The sequence below is a fragment of the Oceanicaulis sp. LC35 genome (assembly GCF_052055585.1).
Taxonomy (GTDB): Bacteria; Pseudomonadota; Alphaproteobacteria; order Caulobacterales; family Maricaulaceae; genus Oceanicaulis.
Genome location: NZ_CP170485.1, coordinates 52162 through 69135, shown reverse-complemented (window position 1 = coordinate 69135; position 16974 = coordinate 52162). Strand labels below are relative to the sequence as shown.

Genomic DNA, 16974 nt, shown 5'->3' with positions numbered 1-16974 from the left:
CATGAATTACCATATCCGGGGGGATGGTATGAACACGAACGAGATCTATTCCATTACGCTGCGCACCACAGGCGCTTTCGGCTTCGAGAGCAGCCATGGCGGGCACATCTATTATTTCGTAGGCCCCGATTTTTCATCCGCATTTCAGATCGTGGAGAAAATTTACTCCGACATCAGCAATCTGGTCGATCGCACCAATGTGAAACTGTCCAAGGGGTTCGAGAAAAAGGTCGCGGCCTGTTCGTCAGAAATCCTGATCGACATGGAAAACAAGATCAAAATTCTCAAGAAGACGACCGTCGAGTTTCATCGCTTCTCCCTGTTCACCCGCGACAGCATCCTGGCCATCATCGAAATGAGCCGCGACGGGCAGAACCCGGCCAACCGGATCGCGATCTTCCAGCGTGAATTCCTGCGTCAGCTCGAGAACCTGATCCTGTCCTATATGGACCGTCAGAACGCCATGGAGCTCGAGACATACGAGCAGAAACGCCACATGCTGCACGACCGGAATCTGGACCCCAAGCATCTGCGTATTGTGGAGTGTTTCTATAGCGATTTCGCCATTCTGAAGAACAATATCGGCACGTTCTTCAACCACAAGCTCCGGCGCTCCTTCATGACCGACCAGAACGGCATCAAGGTCAATTTCGTTACCCTGCTACTCGATTTCGAGGAGATCATTGACGATCTCGCCAGCGTCATCGTCGAGGTCGAGCAAGCCTCGAAAGCCTGAGCGCCTCACATCTTCAGACTGTATCCGGCCCGGGCCGCTCGCCGCCGCATCGCCTGCAAATGCGTTGCGATAAATGCGTTTGGCGCACCTACGGCCTTCGGCTGCATTGCGGTGCAGCGCAGACAGTATTAAAACCCGCGCGAAACCTTTCCGTCGTGTGATCGCGCACGATACTCCGCCCGGTTCCGCCTGCACCCTCTCTCATGCGGCGGCCCGGCCCGACAACGAGGACCAAACATGGCTTCATTGGACAGCTTCAAGTGCCGTCGCGAAATGACGGTCGCGGGCAAGACCTACACCTATTTCGACCTGAAAGAGGCGGAAAAGAACGGCCTCGATGGCGTCTCCAAGCTGCCCTACACGCTGAAGGTTCTTCTGGAGAACCTGCTGCGCTTTGAAGACGGCCGCACCGTCACCAAGGCGGACATCGAAGCCATCGCGGAATGGACCAAGACCGGCAAGTCCGATCACGAGATCGCCTATCGTCCGGCCCGCGTGCTGATGCAGGACTTCACCGGCGTTCCGGCTGTTGTGGACCTCGCCGCCATGCGCGACGCCACCACCTCGCTGGGCGGTGATCCCAAATCGGTGAACCCGCTGGTCCCCGTCGACCTCGTCATCGACCACTCGGTGATGGTGGACTATTTCGGCAAGGGCGACAGCTTCGAGAAAAACGTCGAGCGCGAATACGAGCGCAATGGCGAGCGCTACAAATTCCTCAAATGGGGTTCGAGCGCGTTTGACAATTTCCGCGTTGTCCCGCCGGGCACCGGCATCTGCCACCAGGTGAACCTTGAGAACCTGGCCCAGACCGTGTGGACCAAGGATGAAGACGGCGTCACCTACGCCTATCCGGACACCCTCGTCGGCACGGACTCCCACACCACCATGGTCAACGGCCTGGCCGTTCTGGGCTGGGGCGTGGGCGGCATCGAAGCCGAAGCCGCCATGCTGGGCCAGCCGGTCTCCATGCTGATCCCCGAAGTCGTGGGCTTCAAGCTGACCGGTAAGCTGCCGGAAGGCGCGACCGCCACCGACCTCGTGCTGACCGTCGTGGAAATGCTCCGCAAAAAAGGCGTGGTCGGCAAGTTCGTGGAATTCTTCGGCGCCGGCATCGACAATCTGTCGCTGGAAGACGCCGCGACCATCGCCAACATGGCGCCCGAATACGGCGCGACCTGTGGCTTCTTCCCGGTCGACAATGAAGCGCTGGAATATCTGCGCGCCACCGGCCGTGAAGAGGGCCGCGTCAAGCTGGTCGAGGAATACTCCAAAGCCCAGGGCATGTTCCGCCCCGAGCGCAAGGACGACCCGGTCTACACCGACACGCTGGAACTGGACCTGTCCACCGTCGTGCCGTCGCTGGCTGGCCCGAAACGCCCGCAGGACCGCGTGGCGCTGAACACCGCCGCCGACGCTTTCGCCAACGTCCTCAAGGACGAGTTCAAGAAAGCCGACGAAGCCGGCAAGCGCGTCACCGTGGATGGCGAAGACTTCTCCATCGGCCACGGTGATGTGGTGATCGCCGCGATCACCTCGTGCACCAACACCTCCAACCCGTCCGTGATGCTGGGCGCCGGTCTTGTGGCGCGCAACGCGCTCAAGAAAGGCCTGAAGGTCAAGCCGTGGGTGAAAACCTCCCTCGCGCCGGGCTCCCAGGTCGTGACCGACTATCTGGAAAAAGCCGGCCTGCAGGACGATCTCGACGCGCTCGGCTTCAACCTTGTCGGCTATGGCTGCACCACCTGTATCGGCAACTCCGGCCCGCTGCCGGCGCCGATCTCCAAAGCCATCAAGGACGGTGACCTCGTCGCCACCTCCGTGCTGTCGGGCAACCGCAACTTCGAAGGCCGCGTGAGCCCGGATGTGCGCGCGAACTATCTCGCCAGCCCGCCGCTCGTGGTCGCCTACGCCATCGCCGGCACCATGAACATCAATGTCGCCGAGGATCCGATTGGCGAAGACGCCGACGGCAACCCGGTCTACCTGAAAGACATCTGGCCGACCTCCGCCGAGATCGCTGAAGCGGTCCGCACGGCTGTGACGCCGGAAATGTTCGCCAAGCGCTATGCCGACGTCTTCAAGGGCGACGCCATGTGGCAAGGCATCGAGACCTCTGGCGGTCTGACCTATGACTGGCCGGAATCCACCTATGTGGCCAACCCGCCCTTCTTCACCGGCATGACCACCGATGTGACCCCACCGAAAGACATTTCCGGCGCTCGCATCCTGGGCCTGTTCGGCGACTCGATCACCACCGACCACATTTCCCCGGCCGGTTCGATCAAGGCGGACAGCCCGGCAGGTCTGTACCTGCAGGAAAAAGGCGTCGAGCCGCGCGAGTTCAACTCCTACGGCGCACGTCGCGGCAATCATGAAGTGATGATGCGCGGCACCTTCGCCAACATCCGCATCAAGAACCAGATGGTTCCGGGCGTGGAAGGCGGCGTCACCAAGCTGCAGCCGTCCGGCGAGGAAATGCCGATCTATGACGCGGCCATGAAGTACGCCGATGCGGACACCCCGCTCGTCGTCTTCGGCGGCAAGGAATACGGCACCGGCTCGTCGCGCGACTGGGCGGCCAAGGGCACCCGTCTTCTGGGCGTCAAAGCCGTGATCTGCGAAAGCTTCGAGCGTATCCACCGCTCCAACCTCGTGGGCATGGGCGTGGTTCCGCTGCAGTTCCAGAACGGCGAAAGCTGGGCCTCGCTGGGTCTGACCGGCAAGGAAACCGTCTCGCTGAAGGGCATTGAAGGCGTCAAGCCGCGCAGCACGGTGACCCTCGAGATCACCTTCGAGGATGGTTCGACCAAAACGACCGAGCTTCTGGCCCGGATCGATACCGAGAACGAGCTCGATTACGTCAACAATGGCGGCATCCTGCACTACGTTCTGCGTCAGCGCGCCACCGCGTAAACGCGCAAGCACTGCAAACATAGAAACCCCGGCGGAGCGATCCGCCGGGGTTTTTCTTTAGTGCTTTTCTTTCTTTTCGTGCCGCGCGTAGTAATTTCCTTATTCTCGACAATGTCGCCGAACTTGCCTTAACGACGAAATCTGCATGACCTTTACAACCCGCCTTGATCACGCTCAGCGCCTCGCCGTGTTTTACGGCCAGGATACGCTGTCGCAGAAAGACCTGGCGCATGCATTGAAATTATTCAGGAACCCCGACTTCCCTGCGGATTACGATCTGCTGAACCTGTTCGACCCGGATATCCGCCTTCAGCTTGATCACAACGCCATGGTCACGCACGCCATCGAGCGCCAGCGCACCTTGCTCGAGCGCGCGCCAGACCAGCAGATCCGTTCAGCCTTCGTCGCCGTGCCGGCTTCGCTGAAATCCCTTCTGGAATACTGGCCGCTCTTCTTTCCCGAAGCTGAGAACGGTCTGCAAATCCGGTTCTTTGACACGCAGGAAGAGGCTCTGGCCTGGTTGGGACGCGACCCGATCGACCTTGATGCGCTTGAGGACGTTTCGATCCAGCCGCTTTAGATCGACCTTGATACAGAAGGCAGCGTGATCGATGGTCCCATGAACCGGGGGTTTTTCTTCCGCCCTGTCCTTGTAAGATCGCGAACGAGGCGTATCTCCCATCATCCTGACAGTCGGGCTGAACTGCCCCTCATGACCCAGAGCGCATGACCTTCACAACTCGCCTCGACCATGGCCAACGCCTTGTGATCCTGTACTGGGAGACCGCGCTCACACAGGATGATCTGAGCCGAAATCTGGAGGTGTTCAGAGCACCCGATTTTCCCGCTCATTACGACCTCATCCATACATTTGATCCCCGGATCCGGATCGAGATCGATCATACGGTCGTGGTCGGCCACGCCATCGAGCGTCAACGCACCTTGCAGGAACGCGGCGTCACCCATCAGCTGCGGTCCGCCTTCGTGGACGTGCCCGCCCCTCTTAAATCCATCGTGGAAATCTGGCCGCTCTTCTTCCCGGACTCCGAGCAGAGCCTGTCCATAAGGATGTTCGACACGCTGGACGAGGCGCTGGACTGGCTGGGGCGCGCGCCCTTCGATGAAGCCGCGCTTGAGACATTTTCCCTGTAACCGTGCGGGTTAGCCCGGTGCGATCACCAGCCCCAGCGTGCGATTTCCCACCAGCTCGAACCCGGTCAGCACGCCTTCGGGGAAGCCGGTGATCCAGGCGTGCTCCATCAGGCGCGTCAGCACGGGCGCATCGCGCCTCACCTCCACCAGGGGCAGGAAGACCCGCTCGCGCGGCGGTTCTGACAGCACGCCCGGCCCCGCCACGACCAGCCGTCCGCCCGTCACCACGCAATGGCCATCCAGCATCAAACGCGGCGGCGGCGCGTGCGGATCGCTCAGCTCGAACCGGATCTCGCCTGCGCTCTGCTCGTACCGTTCACAGATCAGGCGCGCATCGCCTTCAAGCTCCACCACCCCGCCTTCATTGTGGAGCGTATCAACCCGCGCAGGCTCCCCCGCCCAGCCCCCGTGTCCGCGGCATTCATAGATCCCGCCGGGCTTCAGCCGCACCTCGGCGGCGTCCACCCCGCGCATGCGGGCGGGCAGGTCAGGTTGGCCGGATTCCACAATAATGGCGCTGTCGCTCTCAAGCCGGGCTCGCCCTTCGCGGCATTCCAGAACGCTGTCATCCTTCAGCGTCAGGCTCTCCACATAGGCGCGGGCGCCGGGCGTCAGCGCCACAACCGATCCCTGCTCGGCGATCACCGCCTGATGGATGGCGCAGGGATGGAAACCATCCGGGCACAGGATCAGCCGCGCCTCGCGCACGCCGACGGGCTGGGAAACGCGCAGGACGCCGCCGATCAACAGCCCGCCCCTGGGCGTGGCGTCGAGCCCCTGGCTGAGCGTGAAATCGGTTCCCGCGGGCACCGACAGCCCGCCTTTCTGGACCAGCAAGATTGTGGGCAATTCCGCGCCCGGCTCCGCAACCAGCCGGCCCTCGAAGACCTGATTGAGACCCCGACCCAACACCCGCAAGGACAGGGCGAGCGTCGTGCTCAACCCTTTGAGCTGAACGCTCGACAGGCCCTGATCCTCGATATAGCTGCCATTGGACGAGGTCAGCCAGGCCGAGCGCAGGAACCAGCTCGCCGCCTTGGTCAGCTTGAACGGCTCGATCACATCAATCACGAAGGCGAGCCCGGAATTCACAAGCTCGATCGCCTCGGTGTACTCGACTTCATTGCGGATCGTGATGATCCCGTCCCGGACGCGATGGGGCAGATCAGAAGGTTCTTTTGAGGGTCGCCGCATCGCTTCCGCCTTCGCCCATGCCGGATGAGGCGAGTATCGGGGCGACGCGACGCGAAGGCTTGAGCGACAGTGTCGCCCAAGCCTTACAAAGCCCTACTCGGCCGCCTGCGCCTCGATCCAGGCGCGCATCTTGGTTTCAAGATAACCGAGCGGCACGGCGCCTTCATCAAGGACATGGTCGTGGAAGGCGGCGAGGTCGAAGCTTTCGCCCAGCGCGTCTTCCGCGTCAGAACGCAGTTCGCGGATCAGAAGTTCGCCGGTCTTGTAGGCCAGCGCCTGACCGGGCCAGCTGATATAGCGGCTGACCTCATTGGTGATGTTGAGCGGGCTCAGCGCAGAGTTTTCCAGGAAGCAGGCCTCGGCCTCTTCCCGGCTCCAGCCATACCAGTGAAGGCCGGTATCCGCGACGAGGCGGCAGGCGCGCCACATCTCATAGGTCAGGCGGCCGAACTGCTGGTAGGGCGTCTCATACAGGCCCATGTCCTGACCGAGAAACTCGGTATAGAGCGCCCAGCCCTCGCCAAAGGCGGTGATATAGCCCTGGGTGCGGAAGTCCGGCACGTTTTCAAGCTCTTGCGCGATGGCGATCTGGTGGTGATGGCCCGGCACGGCTTCGTGTGCGGTCAGCGCAGGCAGCTCGTAGAGCGGACGCTGGTCGAGCCGATAGGTGTTGACCATATAGCCCCCCGCAATCCCCTGTTCCGGATCGCCCGGCCAGTAGCGCGCGGTGGTGTAATTGGGCGCGATGGCGGCGGGCACGGGCCGCACGCCATAGCTCAGCCGCGGCAGGTGATGGAAGAAATGCGGCATCTGGTCGTCGATCTGCTTGGCGAAATAGGACGCTGTCATCATCAGCTCCATCTCGCTGGACGCATAAAACTGCGGATCGGTGCGCAGGAAGACGAGGAAGTCTTCAAAGCTGCCCTCAAACCCGGTTTCCGCGATAACCGCTTCCATGTCCGCACGGATGCGGGCCACTTCCGCCTGCCCGCGCTGATGGACCTGTTCAGGGGTCATATCGAGCGTGGTGTGCTGGCGCACCAGCGCTCGGTAGAAGTCATCGCCACCCGGCAGATCACGCGCGCCCAGCGTCTCGCGGGCAGCGGGCATATAGGTCTCGGTGAAGAAGGCGTGCAGATCGCGCAACGCCGGAAGCGCCTCGGTCTCAACCGCTTGCACGGCTTGCGCCATCAGGCGCTCGCGCTCTGACGCCGCGATCGTCTCGGGCAGGTTGCGGATCGGGGTCAGAAGCTCGCTCTCATCCGCCGGGGTGATCTGCGCCTCGATCTGGTCAGCAACGCCAGAGAGGATGGCGCGCGGCTGGGTGAAACCAGCCTCGATACCGCGCTCCAGCCAGGCTTGCTGCTGGGCGAAATACTCGGGCAGGGCATTGAGTTTGGCGATCCAGGCTTCCGCTTCCTCAACCGTACGAACCCGTGTCGTCAAAGCAGCAAAGCTGGCGGTCGTGTGAAACCCGCTATCATTGGTGAAAGGGATCATCGCCGTGGTCATGGACGGAACGGCGACCGCGCTATCGAGCTCATAGGCGAGGACGGCGTAATTGGCCTGCTCGCTGGCGGGCAGAGCGCTCGGATCGATGGCGTCGATGCGGGTGTCAAACCCGGCCATGCCCTCATCCCAGCTCTCGATCGCCCCGACACTCATATCCGGCCAGGAGGCGGCGGCCTCAAGATCGCCAGCGCGCGCCCGGGCGCCCAGATTGCGCTCTGCACTGAACGCCTCATAGTCCGCGATCAGATCACGGAAATCCTCGACCGGCGTGGCAAAGGCCGGCGCAGCCAGAGCCAATGCAGTGATGGACGCCAAGGCAATACGCATGAGCAAGTCTCTCCCCGTTATGTGGGGGAGAGACTGTCGCTCATCGCGGTTCAGTTCAAGCCTGCGAGCGCGGCGCGGCACGCCGCTTCCTCGCCCGAATAGGCGATCTGCTGGACCCGCAGCACCTCGCCATTCGTGGGCCAGTAGGCGATCTCGCGCTCCTCGCCCTCAACGGTGCGGATGCGCATGACGCTTTGAACGCTGGCGTCTCCATAGGCGCCGCCCACGCGCTGGATCATGAACATGCCCGGCTCGAAACCCGCCGCTTCTGCGTTCGAGCCCGGCTCGACCTCAGTGATGATCCGTTCGCCGTTTTCATTCTCGCCCAGGGTGAAGCCATAGACAAAAACCGGCTCGTCCAGCGTCTGGACCGGCCCGCACGCGCCAAACGCGTCTTCGGGGAGCCAGATCATCTCGCCCTGCAGAATATATTGGTCATAGAGTGCGGTCAGATCGACACCCGTCACCTCCCGGACCAGCGGAATGAAGCGAGACGGGGCCGGGCCTTCATCAGAGCGCTCGAGCATGGCGTGAATGACATCATCAAGATCCTGAGCGCCGTGCGTCTCGGACAGGATGCGGGCATCCGCGAGGGCCGCGAACACCTGTCCGCGCAGATAGGGCAGGCGCTGGATATTCGGGTCTGACCAGAAGCCTTCAAGAATGGCCTGATTGGACGCGGTATTGACCGGCGAGCTGGCATAGTCGCGCAAGAACTCATTCCATTGCGCCACGCCCTGTTCCGCCGTGAAGCTGCCGCCACGCACTCCGGCGCGAGTGGTCAGATAATCGGTAAAGCCTTCAGAGAACCAATAGCCTGCCGGTTCTTCCTGCTCGCCCCCAAGCGGTCCGCCCAGACGTTTCACATTCCAGGTATGGGTGTGTTCATGGGCGAGAATGCGTTTGACGGTGTCGATCTGGGCATTGGTGGTGATGAACATGGCGAAGCTGTCGGCCAGATTGGTGCCGCCAATGCTGATCCAGTCCGGCTCGGCCTCAAGCGGCAGCACGGTCACAAGATACGGTTCGCCCGTCGCGCCCCAATACTCAAGATTGGCCTCGATCACATGGGCGAGATTGTCCATCAGCGTCTGGTCATCAATCTCCAGCGCGCCGCGAACCGCGACCCGCACCGGCGCGCCGCCGATCTCTTGCGTCATCACCCGGAAATCGCCCGCCACGATGACGCTCGCCATCAGCGCGTCCACATCCAGCGCGCCATGCTGCAGATCAGACGCCAGCGCCCAGCCGTCGGGGGCTTCCAGCGTCACAGACAGACGCTCATCCATCCGGCTGTTATCGGGCAGGATGAAGATCGTATTGCCGATCAGATGCACGAAGTCGGGCTGTACAAAAGGCCGGTAGGAATCATCCGCCGCCGCGCTTGGCGCGCCGTCACGGTCCTGAATGATCTGATAGTCGAGCGAAATCGCAGCGCCCGGCGCGTGGTTGAGGGTCCAGCTTTCCGGGCTGTCGCCGGGCGTCAGGACTGCGTCCTCCCCGCTGGCGCTCAGGCCGGTGATGCCGGTCCACAGCTCATCCTCGCCGCCCCAGAAGCTGGGCAGAACAAGAATCGTTTCGCCATCCTCATCGCCCAGAAAGTCCACATGCATGTGAACATCCGGGCCCTGAGCCGTCTCCTGAATGGTCAGCGTATAGTTCAGTTCCGGACTGGCGGCCTGTAACGCCGCCGCCGCAATAAGTCCCAAGGCCATTGAGCCCTCCCCCTTGCTGTCCGTTCAAATAATGAGGAGCTGACGTGCGGGCGCCAGTTACCGTTTTGACAGGATCAGCTCCGGCTCAGACCCAATTGTTTCGTGATCATCCGGTCCGCCATGCGCGTCGGCATGAGCTTGAGCATCAGACCCTGCAGGGGCGTGGGCGTGACAATGGTGTTGAGTCTGGGCTTGCTGTCGGTCAGGGCGGCGAATACCGCTTGCGCGACCCGTTCGGGCGGCAAACCGTTCTCGGCGCTCTTCTGGGTGAATTTCAGGAGCCGGTGGATCGCCTTGATGAAATCGGTCTGACCGTATTGTTCAGGATCGAGCTCCTGCGCCTTGTCCCAGATCGGCGTCTTGATCGGGCCCGGATTGATCGCCACCACATCAATGCCATAGAGCATCAGTTCGCGACGCAGACCCTCGGTGAAGGCTTCCAGCGCAAATTTCGAGCAGGCATAGGGCGTCAGGATCGGCATGGCGTGAAAACCCGCCACAGAAGAGATGTTGACGATGCGGCCCGGCGTTCCGGTGAAGTCCTTCTTCGCGCCCATCAACGGCGCAAACGCCTGAGTTGCGCGCAGCTGGCCGGTCACGTTCACATCGAGCTGACGGGTCATCTCTTCAGGCGGCAAATGCAGGAGCGGACCCGCAACGGCGATGCCGGCATTGTTCACAAGGCCATGCAGGGTCTGCCCTTGCAGTTCATTTTGCACCTGCTCAGCGGCTGATTTTATTATGCCTGCATCGGTAACATCGCAGATCACCGGACGCACGGCCTCGCCCAGCTCGGCGCTCAGACGATCGGCGTCCTCAGTCTTGCGAACGCCTGCGAAGACGCGCCACCCCTTTTCAGACAGATACTTAGCGCTGGCGTAGCCGATCCCGGTCGACGCGCCCGTGATCATGGCGTTCTTCATTTCAGACATTGTCTCTCCCCTGACGCCGCCATGACAGCGCAAGTCCAGTGGCGCGGCCATTCGCGCAACTGAGAACCGTTTGCAAACACAGCAGCAATCCACACTTTGGTGTGCGTTGACGTTAACCCGGTGCGGATTATTGTCACGCCCGAGTTCCGAGCTGACGGGGCTAATGATTTAATTTAGTGGGGGCCCATCCATGGCCAAACAATCTGTCGATCCCCGACCGATTTCTCCGCACCTTGAAATCTGGCGCTGGCACGCGACCATGGCGTCGTCCATTTTTCACCGCGCCACCGGCGTCGGCAGCTATATCGGCGCAATTTTCCTGACCCTCTGGCTGGTTCTTCTGGCCGCCGGCCCGGACACGTATGGCGTCTTTGAATCGCTGATGGCCGGTCCGATCGGCCTGCTGGTCAAGCTGGTGCTGTTCCTGTTCACCCTCGCCCTGATCTATCACCTCATCAATGGCGTGCGCCATCTGGTGTGGGATGCGGGCAAGGGCTTTGATCCCAAATTCGCCAACACCGCCTCCATGGCGATCATTGTCGCCTCGATCCTTGTCACCGTGGCGATCTGGTTCCTGTCCGGAGGACTGATCTGATGGCTGATTTCCGCACCCCCCTCGCCAAGGCCCGCGGCCTGGGCTCGGCCAAGACCGGCGTGAACCATTTCATCGCCCAGCGCGTCTCCGCCCTGGCGCTCGTGATCCTGGTGCCGCTATTCGTCTGGTCCATCGCCAGCCTGCCGGGCGCCGATTACGCCAGCGCCTATGCATTCGTGGCCTCGCCCTATGGCGCGATCCTGACGCTGCTGACCCTGACCGCGACGCTCTATCACATGCGTTTGGGTCTTCAGGTCGTCATTGAGGACTATATCCGCAAACCGGTAAGCCGGGCCCTGCTGCTGAGCGCGAACACGCTGATCACCGCAGGTCTCTGGATCGCCGCCCTGTACGCCGTGCTGGCGATCGCAAGCTAGGAAGGACCTGATCAATGTCCGCATATGAATGGATCGATCATACCTATGACGTCGTCGTTGTCGGCGCAGGTGGATCGGGTCTGCGCGCCGCGCTTGGCGCCGCTCAGGAAGGCCTGAAGACGGCCTGTATCTCCAAGGTTTTCCCCACGCGTTCGCACACCGTTGCAGCCCAGGGCGGCATTTCCGCTTCGCTGGGCAATATGGGTGAGGATGACTGGCGCTGGCACATGTACGACACCGTCAAGGGGTCGGACTGGCTGGGCGACCAGGATTCCATCGAATATCTGTGCCGCCACGCGCCGAAAGCCGTGTACGAGCTTGAGCACTGGGGCGTGCCCTTCTCGCGCACCGAGGATGGCAAGATCTATCAGCGCGCCTTTGGCGGCATGACCCGCAATTTCGGCGAAGGCCCGGTGCAGCGCACCTGCGCCGCCGCCGACCGCACCGGTCACGCCATCCTGCACACGCTGTATGGCCAGTCCCTGCGCCACGCGACCGAGTTCTTCATCGAGTATTTCGTGCTCGACCTGATCATGGATGATGACGGCGCCTGCCGCGGCGTCACCGCCTGGAAACTCGACGACGGCACCCTGCACCGCTTCCGCGCCCAGAAGACCATTCTGGCCACCGGCGGTTATGGCCGCGCCTATTTCTCCGCCACCTCCGCGCACACCTGCACGGGCGACGGCAACGCCATGGTTCTACGCGCGGGTCTGCCGCTGCAGGACATGGAATTTGTTCAGTTCCACCCCACCGGCATTTACGGCGCGGGCTGCCTGATCACCGAAGGCGCACGCGGCGAGGGCGGGTATCTGACCAACTCCAAGGGCGAGCGCTTCATGGAGCGCTATGCTCCGAACGCCAAGGACCTCGCCTCCCGTGACGTGGTGTCGCGCTCCATGACCATGGAGATCCGCGAAGGCCGCGGCGTGGGCGAACATGGCGACCACATCCACCTGCACCTGGATCACCTTGATCCGGCCATTCTGGCCCAGCGTCTGCCGGGCATTTCGGAAAGCGCGAAGATCTTCGCAGGCGTGGATGTGACCAAGGAACCGATCCCGGTGATCCCGACCGTCCACTACAATATGGGCGGCATCCCGACGAACTATCACGGCGAAGTGCTGACCAAGGTCGGCGGCAACCCTGATCAGGTCGTGCCTGGCCTGATGGCGGTGGGCGAAGCGGCCTGCGTGTCCGTGCACGGCGCGAACCGTCTGGGCTCGAACTCGCTGATCGACCTCGTGGTGTTCGGCCGCGCGGCCGGCCTGCGTTGCGGCGAGACCGTGGAAGCGGGCGCCAATCAGCCCGAGCTGTCTGACAAGGCGGGCGCGGACACCCTGTCGCGCTTTGACAAGATGCGTCACGCCGAGGGCGGCACCAAGACCGCGACCCTGCGTCTGTCCATGCAGCGGGCCATGCAGGAAAACTGCGCGGTGTTCCGCACCCAGGACGTTCTGGACGAGGGCGTCAAACGCATCGCCGAGGTCTACAAGCAGTCCTCCGACATCCGTGTGAACGACCGTTCCATGGTCTGGAACACCGACCTTGTCGAAGCGCTGGAGTTTGAAAACCTCATCGCCCAGGCCGCCGTGACGGTGAACTCCGCCGCCGCCCGCCCGGAAAGCCGCGGCGCGCACGCGCGTGAGGATTATCCTGATCGCGATGACGCGAACTGGATGAAGCACACCCTAGCGTGGATCAATGAAGACGGTTCGGTCAAACTCGATGACCGCCCGGTTCATGAATACACCCTGTCCAATGACATCGCCTATATCGAGCCCAAGGCGCGGGTCTATTAAGACCCCGCCCACGCTCACTGGCTATTAGAAAGCGGGGACGACCCCATGGTCCAACTGACGCTGCCGAAAAACTCCCAGGTCAAAAAGGGCAAGGTGTGGCCTAAGCCCGAAGGCGCGGATGCGAAGAATCTGCGCACCTTCAAGGTCTATCGCTACGATCCTGAATCCGGCGAGAACCCGTCCTGGGACACCTATTATGTCGACACCTCCAAGTGCGGCCCGATGATCCTGGACGCCTTGTTCTTCATCAAGAACGAGATCGACACCACGCTGGCTTTCCGCCGCTCCTGCCGCGAAGGCATTTGCGGGTCCTGCTCGATGAATATCGGCGGGCGGAACACAATCGCCTGCACCAACGGCATTGATGAGCATAACGGGACAATCACCATCGCCCCGCTGCCGCACCAGCCGGTGGTCCGCGACCTCATTCCGGACCTGACGAACTTCTACGCCCAGCTCGCCTCCATCAAACCGTATCTGCAAACCGATACGCCGGAGCCCGAGAAAGAGTGGAAGCAGAGCCAGGAAGACCGCGAGGAACTGGACGGCCTGTACGAGTGCATCCTGTGCGCCTCGTGCTCGACCTCCTGCCCGTCCTATTGGTGGAATTCGGACAAGTATCTTGGCCCGGCGGCGCTGCTGCAGGCCTATCGCTGGATCGCGGACAGCCGCGATGAAGCCACCGGCGAGCGCCTCGATGACCTTGAAGATCCCTTCAAGCTCTATCGCTGCCACACCATCATGAACTGCGCCAATGTCTGCCCCAAGGGTCTGAACCCGGCCAAGGCCATCGGCAAGATCAAGGATCTGATGGTCGAACGTCAGGTCTAGCACCCGCGCTCAACCGTCGAACGCAAAACGCCCCGGTCATCAGGCCGGGGCGTTTTTCATGCGGGCTCGCCCGGAGGGAATTGACAGACGACGCCATTTATACAACTAATTGCGCAATTGCTTGCATAAATGGATGTCCCATGACCGAAGCCGCCCTGTTCCAGCGTCCCGCCGCATTCCTGTTACGCCTGAGCCGGCTTGAAGATTTGCTCTCTGATCAGCTGCAGGCAGCGCTCGGCGCGGCCGGTCACGACCTCAAGACGCAGACAACGGGTGTTCTCAACCTGCTGCATCATGGCGGGCCGGCCCCCATCACCGCCCTGTCTGAGGCCATGGGCGTCTCCCACCAGCTGGTCTCCCAGCGCCTGACCCCCTTGCTGAAGGCGGGTCTGGTCGAGCTGAAACCTGATCCCGAGGATGGCCGCCGCAAACAGGTCAGCCTGACCCGGGCCGGCGCGCTTCAGGCTGAAGCCCTGCAGGCCTTCCTCGACCAGCTCGATCAGGCCTATCTCGATCTCTTTGAAGAACTGGGCGTGGATCTTGATGCTCTGGTTTCTCGGGCTCAGGCGGCCCTCACACGCCGCGCCCTGAGCCAGCGTATGGCGGAGACCGTCTGATGCGCTGGAAACCCCTTCTTCTGATGGCGGGTCGCATACTGGCGGGCGCCCTTCTGATCGGCCTGGGCATGGCTCTGGTCCGACTGGCGCTGATCCCGGGCCTTGAGCGCCTGTTCGTGATGGATGAGGCTGTGGTCTCGGTCCTGCGGCGCGTCTGCATGCTCATGAGTTTTGCAGGCAGCTTCTGGCTCTATCTGCACTTTATCGTCAAACGACCCGCCAGTCCGCTGGCGCTTAGGCCCGTCCCGCTCCTGATCTGGGGCGGGCTGGGCTCCGCGCTGATCGCCCTGTCCATGCTCGGCATGCTGATAACAGGCGCCTATGAAGTGTCTGGCATTCGCCCCCTGGGCCCGATGGCGAATGTCGCCCTGACCCTTCTGGCCGCCGCCGCGTTTGAGGAAATCCTGTTTCGCGGCGTCATCGTCCCCGCAGTCGAGGAGGCGTTGGGGGCCTATACAGCGCTGATCGCCCCCAGCCTTCTGTTCTCGGTGCTGCATTTCTTCAATCCCAACTGGGCGGGATGGGTCTCGCTTGCGACCGGGCTTCTGCTGGGCGTTCTGTGGACGCTGGTCTATCTGATCACCCGCAATGTCTGGGCGGCGACACTGAACCACGCCTTGTGGAATTTCACCATTGTCCTGAGCGGTTTGCCGCTGACCGGCATTGAGGAATGGCGGGATATCGCCCCGCTGCAAAGCCGCTATCAAGGCCCGGACTGGCTGTCTGGCGGGGCGGCAGGTCCCGAGGAATCTGTCATCACCCTCGCCGTCAGTGTGCTGGCCGTCATCGGATTGTGGCTCTACTGGCTCAAGACGCGATCAAGGCCAGAGCTTTAAGGCGCCACGGACGTTTATCCCGCCTGCGCCCGCGCGCGCGCCGCCAGCACTTCATGGGCGTTGGCCTCGATCCATTCCGCGAGGGCGCTGGCGCGTTCGGCCATCTCATGGCCCAGCGGGGTCAGCTCGTACTCCACATGGGGCGGGACGACATCATGGGCGGTTCGCAGCACGAAGCCGTCCTCCACCAGCACTTTCAGGGTCTGCGCCAGCATGCGTTCGGACACGCCGTCGATCCGGCGTCGCAGGGCGCTGAACCGGTAAGGGCCTTCGCGCAGCACATAGAACACCAGCATCGCCCAGGTGCTGGTCACATGGCGCAGCACATCCCGGGACGGGCAAAGGCTCGACAAAACAACGGGATCACGATCCAGCCTTGGCGCAGCAGGTGCAGACGGCATGAGAAATTTCCATACTTACATTTCTGTACGTACTTACTCTTCGTAAGTGAGTGGCTATCTGTCAACCAGATCCCGTACCCAATGGAGGACAGACCATGATCGCCGTCACCGGAGCCAATGGCCAGCTGGGCCGCCACGTGCTGAACGCACTGGTCCGCCGCGCCCCGCAAACCCCCGTCATCGCCGCCGTGCGCAACCCTGAAAAGGCCGCCGGTCTTCAAACGGGCGCGGTCACCCTGCGCCAGGCCGACTATGACGCTCCTGAAACCCTGAGAACGGCCTTTGACGGGGTCGAGACCGTGCTGCTGATCTCCTCTTCAGAGGTCGGACAGCGCGCGCGCCAGCACCACGCCGTTATCGAGGCGGCGAAGAGCGCAGGCGTGAAAACCCTCGTCTACACCAGCATTCTCAAGGCCGATGTCAGCCCGATGCAGCTCGCTGTCGAGCATCGCGAAACCGAGGCCGAACTGGCCCGGTCCGGCCTTCAGACCGTGATCCTGCGCAATAGCTGGTATCTTGAGAACTATGACGAGAGCCTGAAAGGCGCGGTCGCCAATGGCGTTCTGGCGGGCGCCGCCGGAACCGGCGTCATCAACGCCGCCAAGCGCGCCGACTATGCCGAAGCCGCCGTCACCGTGCTGCTCGATCCTGCCAATCATGCCGGGCGCGTATATGAGCTGGCCGGCCAGCCGGGTTTGACGCTTGCTCAATTGGCTCAGGCCGCATCCGCCATCACAGGCCAGGATATCCACTATGCCGACATGACGCCGGACGCCTATGCCGGCGTTCTGATCGAGCACGGCGTGCCTGAAGGCTTCGCCAACATTCTCGCTGATAGCGATGCGGGGATGAAACTGGGCGCGCTGGAAAGCGCCAGCACCGACCTCGCCACGCTTCTGGGCCATGCCCCGACCCCCTGGCGGGATCATGTCGAGCGTTTGCTGGCGCGCTAGCCCAGGGCTTGCCCGTATCTAAGCCAAGTCCGGCCTCGCTTTGTCCCTAATTGTCCGCCAAGGTGCGCGTACTGGTTG

The 16974-nt window shown here is 62.3% G+C and carries 16 protein-coding genes; 11 read left to right on the top strand and 5 right to left on the bottom strand.

The window, feature by feature from the left end:
• Positions 1–28 precede the first annotated feature (28 nt).
• The 4 genes from ACFELO_RS00350 (at position 29) to ACFELO_RS00335 (ending at position 4804) form a co-directional block, all read left to right on the top strand.
• On the top strand, positions 29–736 hold the full coding sequence (locus ACFELO_RS00350) for a hypothetical protein (RefSeq protein WP_440958592.1): 708 nt from the start codon (positions 29–31) through the stop codon (positions 734–736).
• Between the two features lie 237 nt (positions 737–973).
• On the top strand, positions 974–3652 hold the full coding sequence (gene acnA / locus ACFELO_RS00345) for an aconitate hydratase AcnA (RefSeq protein WP_440958591.1): 2679 nt from the start codon (positions 974–976) through the stop codon (positions 3650–3652).
• A 145-nt stretch (positions 3653–3797) separates the two neighbouring features.
• A complete protein-coding gene (locus ACFELO_RS00340; RefSeq protein ID WP_440958590.1) occupies positions 3798–4232 on the top strand; it encodes a hypothetical protein in 435 nt (144 codons plus the stop codon).
• 146 nt (positions 4233–4378) lie between these two features.
• On the top strand, positions 4379–4804 hold the full coding sequence (locus ACFELO_RS00335; protein WP_440958589.1) for a hypothetical protein: 426 nt from the start codon (positions 4379–4381) through the stop codon (positions 4802–4804).
• 9 nt (positions 4805–4813) lie between these two features.
• On the opposite strand, the gene ACFELO_RS00330 is transcribed toward ACFELO_RS00335, so the two are convergent.
• The 4 genes from ACFELO_RS00330 to ACFELO_RS00315 all read right to left on the bottom strand — a co-directional run bounded on the left by ACFELO_RS00330 (position 4814) and on the right by ACFELO_RS00315 (position 10484).
• Entirely contained in the window at positions 4814–5998 is a 1185-nt protein-coding gene (locus tag ACFELO_RS00330; RefSeq protein ID WP_440958588.1) for a hypothetical protein, read from the bottom strand.
• A 93-nt stretch (positions 5999–6091) separates the two neighbouring features.
• A complete protein-coding gene (locus tag ACFELO_RS00325) occupies positions 6092–7837 on the bottom strand; it encodes a DUF885 domain-containing protein (protein WP_440958587.1) in 1746 nt (581 codons plus the stop codon).
• Positions 7838–7887: 50 nt separating this feature from the next.
• A complete protein-coding gene (locus ACFELO_RS00320) occupies positions 7888–9552 on the bottom strand; it encodes a M61 family metallopeptidase (protein ID WP_440958586.1) in 1665 nt (554 codons plus the stop codon).
• 74 nt (positions 9553–9626) lie between these two features.
• On the bottom strand, positions 9627–10484 hold the full coding sequence (locus tag ACFELO_RS00315; protein ID WP_440958585.1) for an SDR family oxidoreductase: 858 nt from the start codon (positions 10482–10484) through the stop codon (positions 9627–9629).
• A gap of 190 nt (positions 10485–10674) precedes the next feature.
• Here ACFELO_RS00315 and sdhC point away from each other — a divergent pair, with 190 nt between their 5' ends.
• The 6 genes from sdhC to ACFELO_RS00285 all read left to right on the top strand — a co-directional run bounded on the left by sdhC (position 10675) and on the right by ACFELO_RS00285 (position 15542).
• A complete protein-coding gene (gene sdhC, locus ACFELO_RS00310) occupies positions 10675–11079 on the top strand; it encodes a succinate dehydrogenase, cytochrome b556 subunit (RefSeq protein ID WP_440958584.1) in 405 nt (134 codons plus the stop codon).
• Positions 11079–11456, top strand: coding sequence for a succinate dehydrogenase, hydrophobic membrane anchor protein (gene sdhD, locus ACFELO_RS00305; RefSeq protein WP_440958583.1), 378 nt, complete (start codon positions 11079–11081; stop codon positions 11454–11456). The genes sdhC and sdhD overlap by 1 nt, the downstream gene beginning before the upstream one ends.
• A gap of 14 nt (positions 11457–11470) precedes the next feature.
• Entirely contained in the window at positions 11471–13258 is a 1788-nt protein-coding gene (gene sdhA / locus ACFELO_RS00300; protein WP_440958582.1) for a succinate dehydrogenase flavoprotein subunit, read from the top strand.
• Between the two features lie 45 nt (positions 13259–13303).
• On the top strand, positions 13304–14089 hold the full coding sequence (locus ACFELO_RS00295) for a succinate dehydrogenase iron-sulfur subunit (protein ID WP_440958581.1): 786 nt from the start codon (positions 13304–13306) through the stop codon (positions 14087–14089).
• Between the two features lie 140 nt (positions 14090–14229).
• Entirely contained in the window at positions 14230–14706 is a 477-nt protein-coding gene (locus tag ACFELO_RS00290) for a MarR family winged helix-turn-helix transcriptional regulator (RefSeq protein ID WP_440958580.1), read from the top strand.
• Positions 14706–15542, top strand: coding sequence for a lysostaphin resistance A-like protein (locus ACFELO_RS00285; protein WP_440958579.1), 837 nt, complete (start codon positions 14706–14708; stop codon positions 15540–15542). The genes ACFELO_RS00290 and ACFELO_RS00285 overlap by 1 nt, the downstream gene beginning before the upstream one ends.
• 14 nt (positions 15543–15556) lie before the next feature.
• On the opposite strand, the gene ACFELO_RS00280 is transcribed toward ACFELO_RS00285, so the two are convergent.
• A complete protein-coding gene (locus ACFELO_RS00280) occupies positions 15557–15943 on the bottom strand; it encodes a winged helix-turn-helix transcriptional regulator (RefSeq protein WP_440958578.1) in 387 nt (128 codons plus the stop codon).
• Positions 15944–16038: 95 nt separating this feature from the next.
• On the opposite strand from ACFELO_RS00280, the gene ACFELO_RS00275 reads away from it, so the two are divergent.
• Complete coding sequence (locus ACFELO_RS00275) at positions 16039–16896, top strand: SDR family oxidoreductase (RefSeq protein ID WP_440958577.1); 858 nt, start codon at positions 16039–16041, stop codon at positions 16894–16896.
• Positions 16897–16974: the final 78 nt, after the last annotated feature.

Excerpts from the sequence above, each read along its gene's own strand:
- ACFELO_RS00350 (WP_440958592.1), top strand. The coding sequence starts at position 29 with ATGAACACGAACGAGATCTATTCCATTACGCTGCGCACCACAGGCGCT.
- ACFELO_RS00290 (WP_440958580.1), top strand. The coding sequence starts at position 14,230 with ATGACCGAAGCCGCCCTGTTCCAGCGTCCCGCCGCATTCCTGTTACGC.
- ACFELO_RS00320 (WP_440958586.1), bottom strand. The coding sequence starts at position 9,552 with ATGGCCTTGGGACTTATTGCGGCGGCGGCGTTACAGGCCGCCAGTCCG.
- ACFELO_RS00325 (WP_440958587.1), bottom strand. The coding sequence starts at position 7,837 with ATGCGTATTGCCTTGGCGTCCATCACTGCATTGGCTCTGGCTGCGCCG.
- ACFELO_RS00330 (WP_440958588.1), bottom strand. The coding sequence starts at position 5,998 with ATGCGGCGACCCTCAAAAGAACCTTCTGATCTGCCCCATCGCGTCCGG.
- ACFELO_RS00295 (WP_440958581.1), top strand. The coding sequence starts at position 13,304 with ATGGTCCAACTGACGCTGCCGAAAAACTCCCAGGTCAAAAAGGGCAAG.
- ACFELO_RS00280 (WP_440958578.1), bottom strand. The coding sequence starts at position 15,943 with ATGCCGTCTGCACCTGCTGCGCCAAGGCTGGATCGTGATCCCGTTGTT.
- ACFELO_RS00315 (WP_440958585.1), bottom strand. The coding sequence starts at position 10,484 with ATGTCTGAAATGAAGAACGCCATGATCACGGGCGCGTCGACCGGGATC.
- sdhA (WP_440958582.1), top strand. The coding sequence starts at position 11,471 with ATGTCCGCATATGAATGGATCGATCATACCTATGACGTCGTCGTTGTC.
- sdhC (WP_440958584.1), top strand. The coding sequence starts at position 10,675 with ATGGCCAAACAATCTGTCGATCCCCGACCGATTTCTCCGCACCTTGAA.
- ACFELO_RS00275 (WP_440958577.1), top strand. The coding sequence starts at position 16,039 with ATGATCGCCGTCACCGGAGCCAATGGCCAGCTGGGCCGCCACGTGCTG.
- ACFELO_RS00340 (WP_440958590.1), top strand. The coding sequence starts at position 3,798 with ATGACCTTTACAACCCGCCTTGATCACGCTCAGCGCCTCGCCGTGTTT.
- acnA (WP_440958591.1), top strand. The coding sequence starts at position 974 with ATGGCTTCATTGGACAGCTTCAAGTGCCGTCGCGAAATGACGGTCGCG.
- ACFELO_RS00335 (WP_440958589.1), top strand. The coding sequence starts at position 4,379 with ATGACCTTCACAACTCGCCTCGACCATGGCCAACGCCTTGTGATCCTG.
- sdhD (WP_440958583.1), top strand. The coding sequence starts at position 11,079 with ATGGCTGATTTCCGCACCCCCCTCGCCAAGGCCCGCGGCCTGGGCTCG.
- ACFELO_RS00285 (WP_440958579.1), top strand. The coding sequence starts at position 14,706 with ATGCGCTGGAAACCCCTTCTTCTGATGGCGGGTCGCATACTGGCGGGC.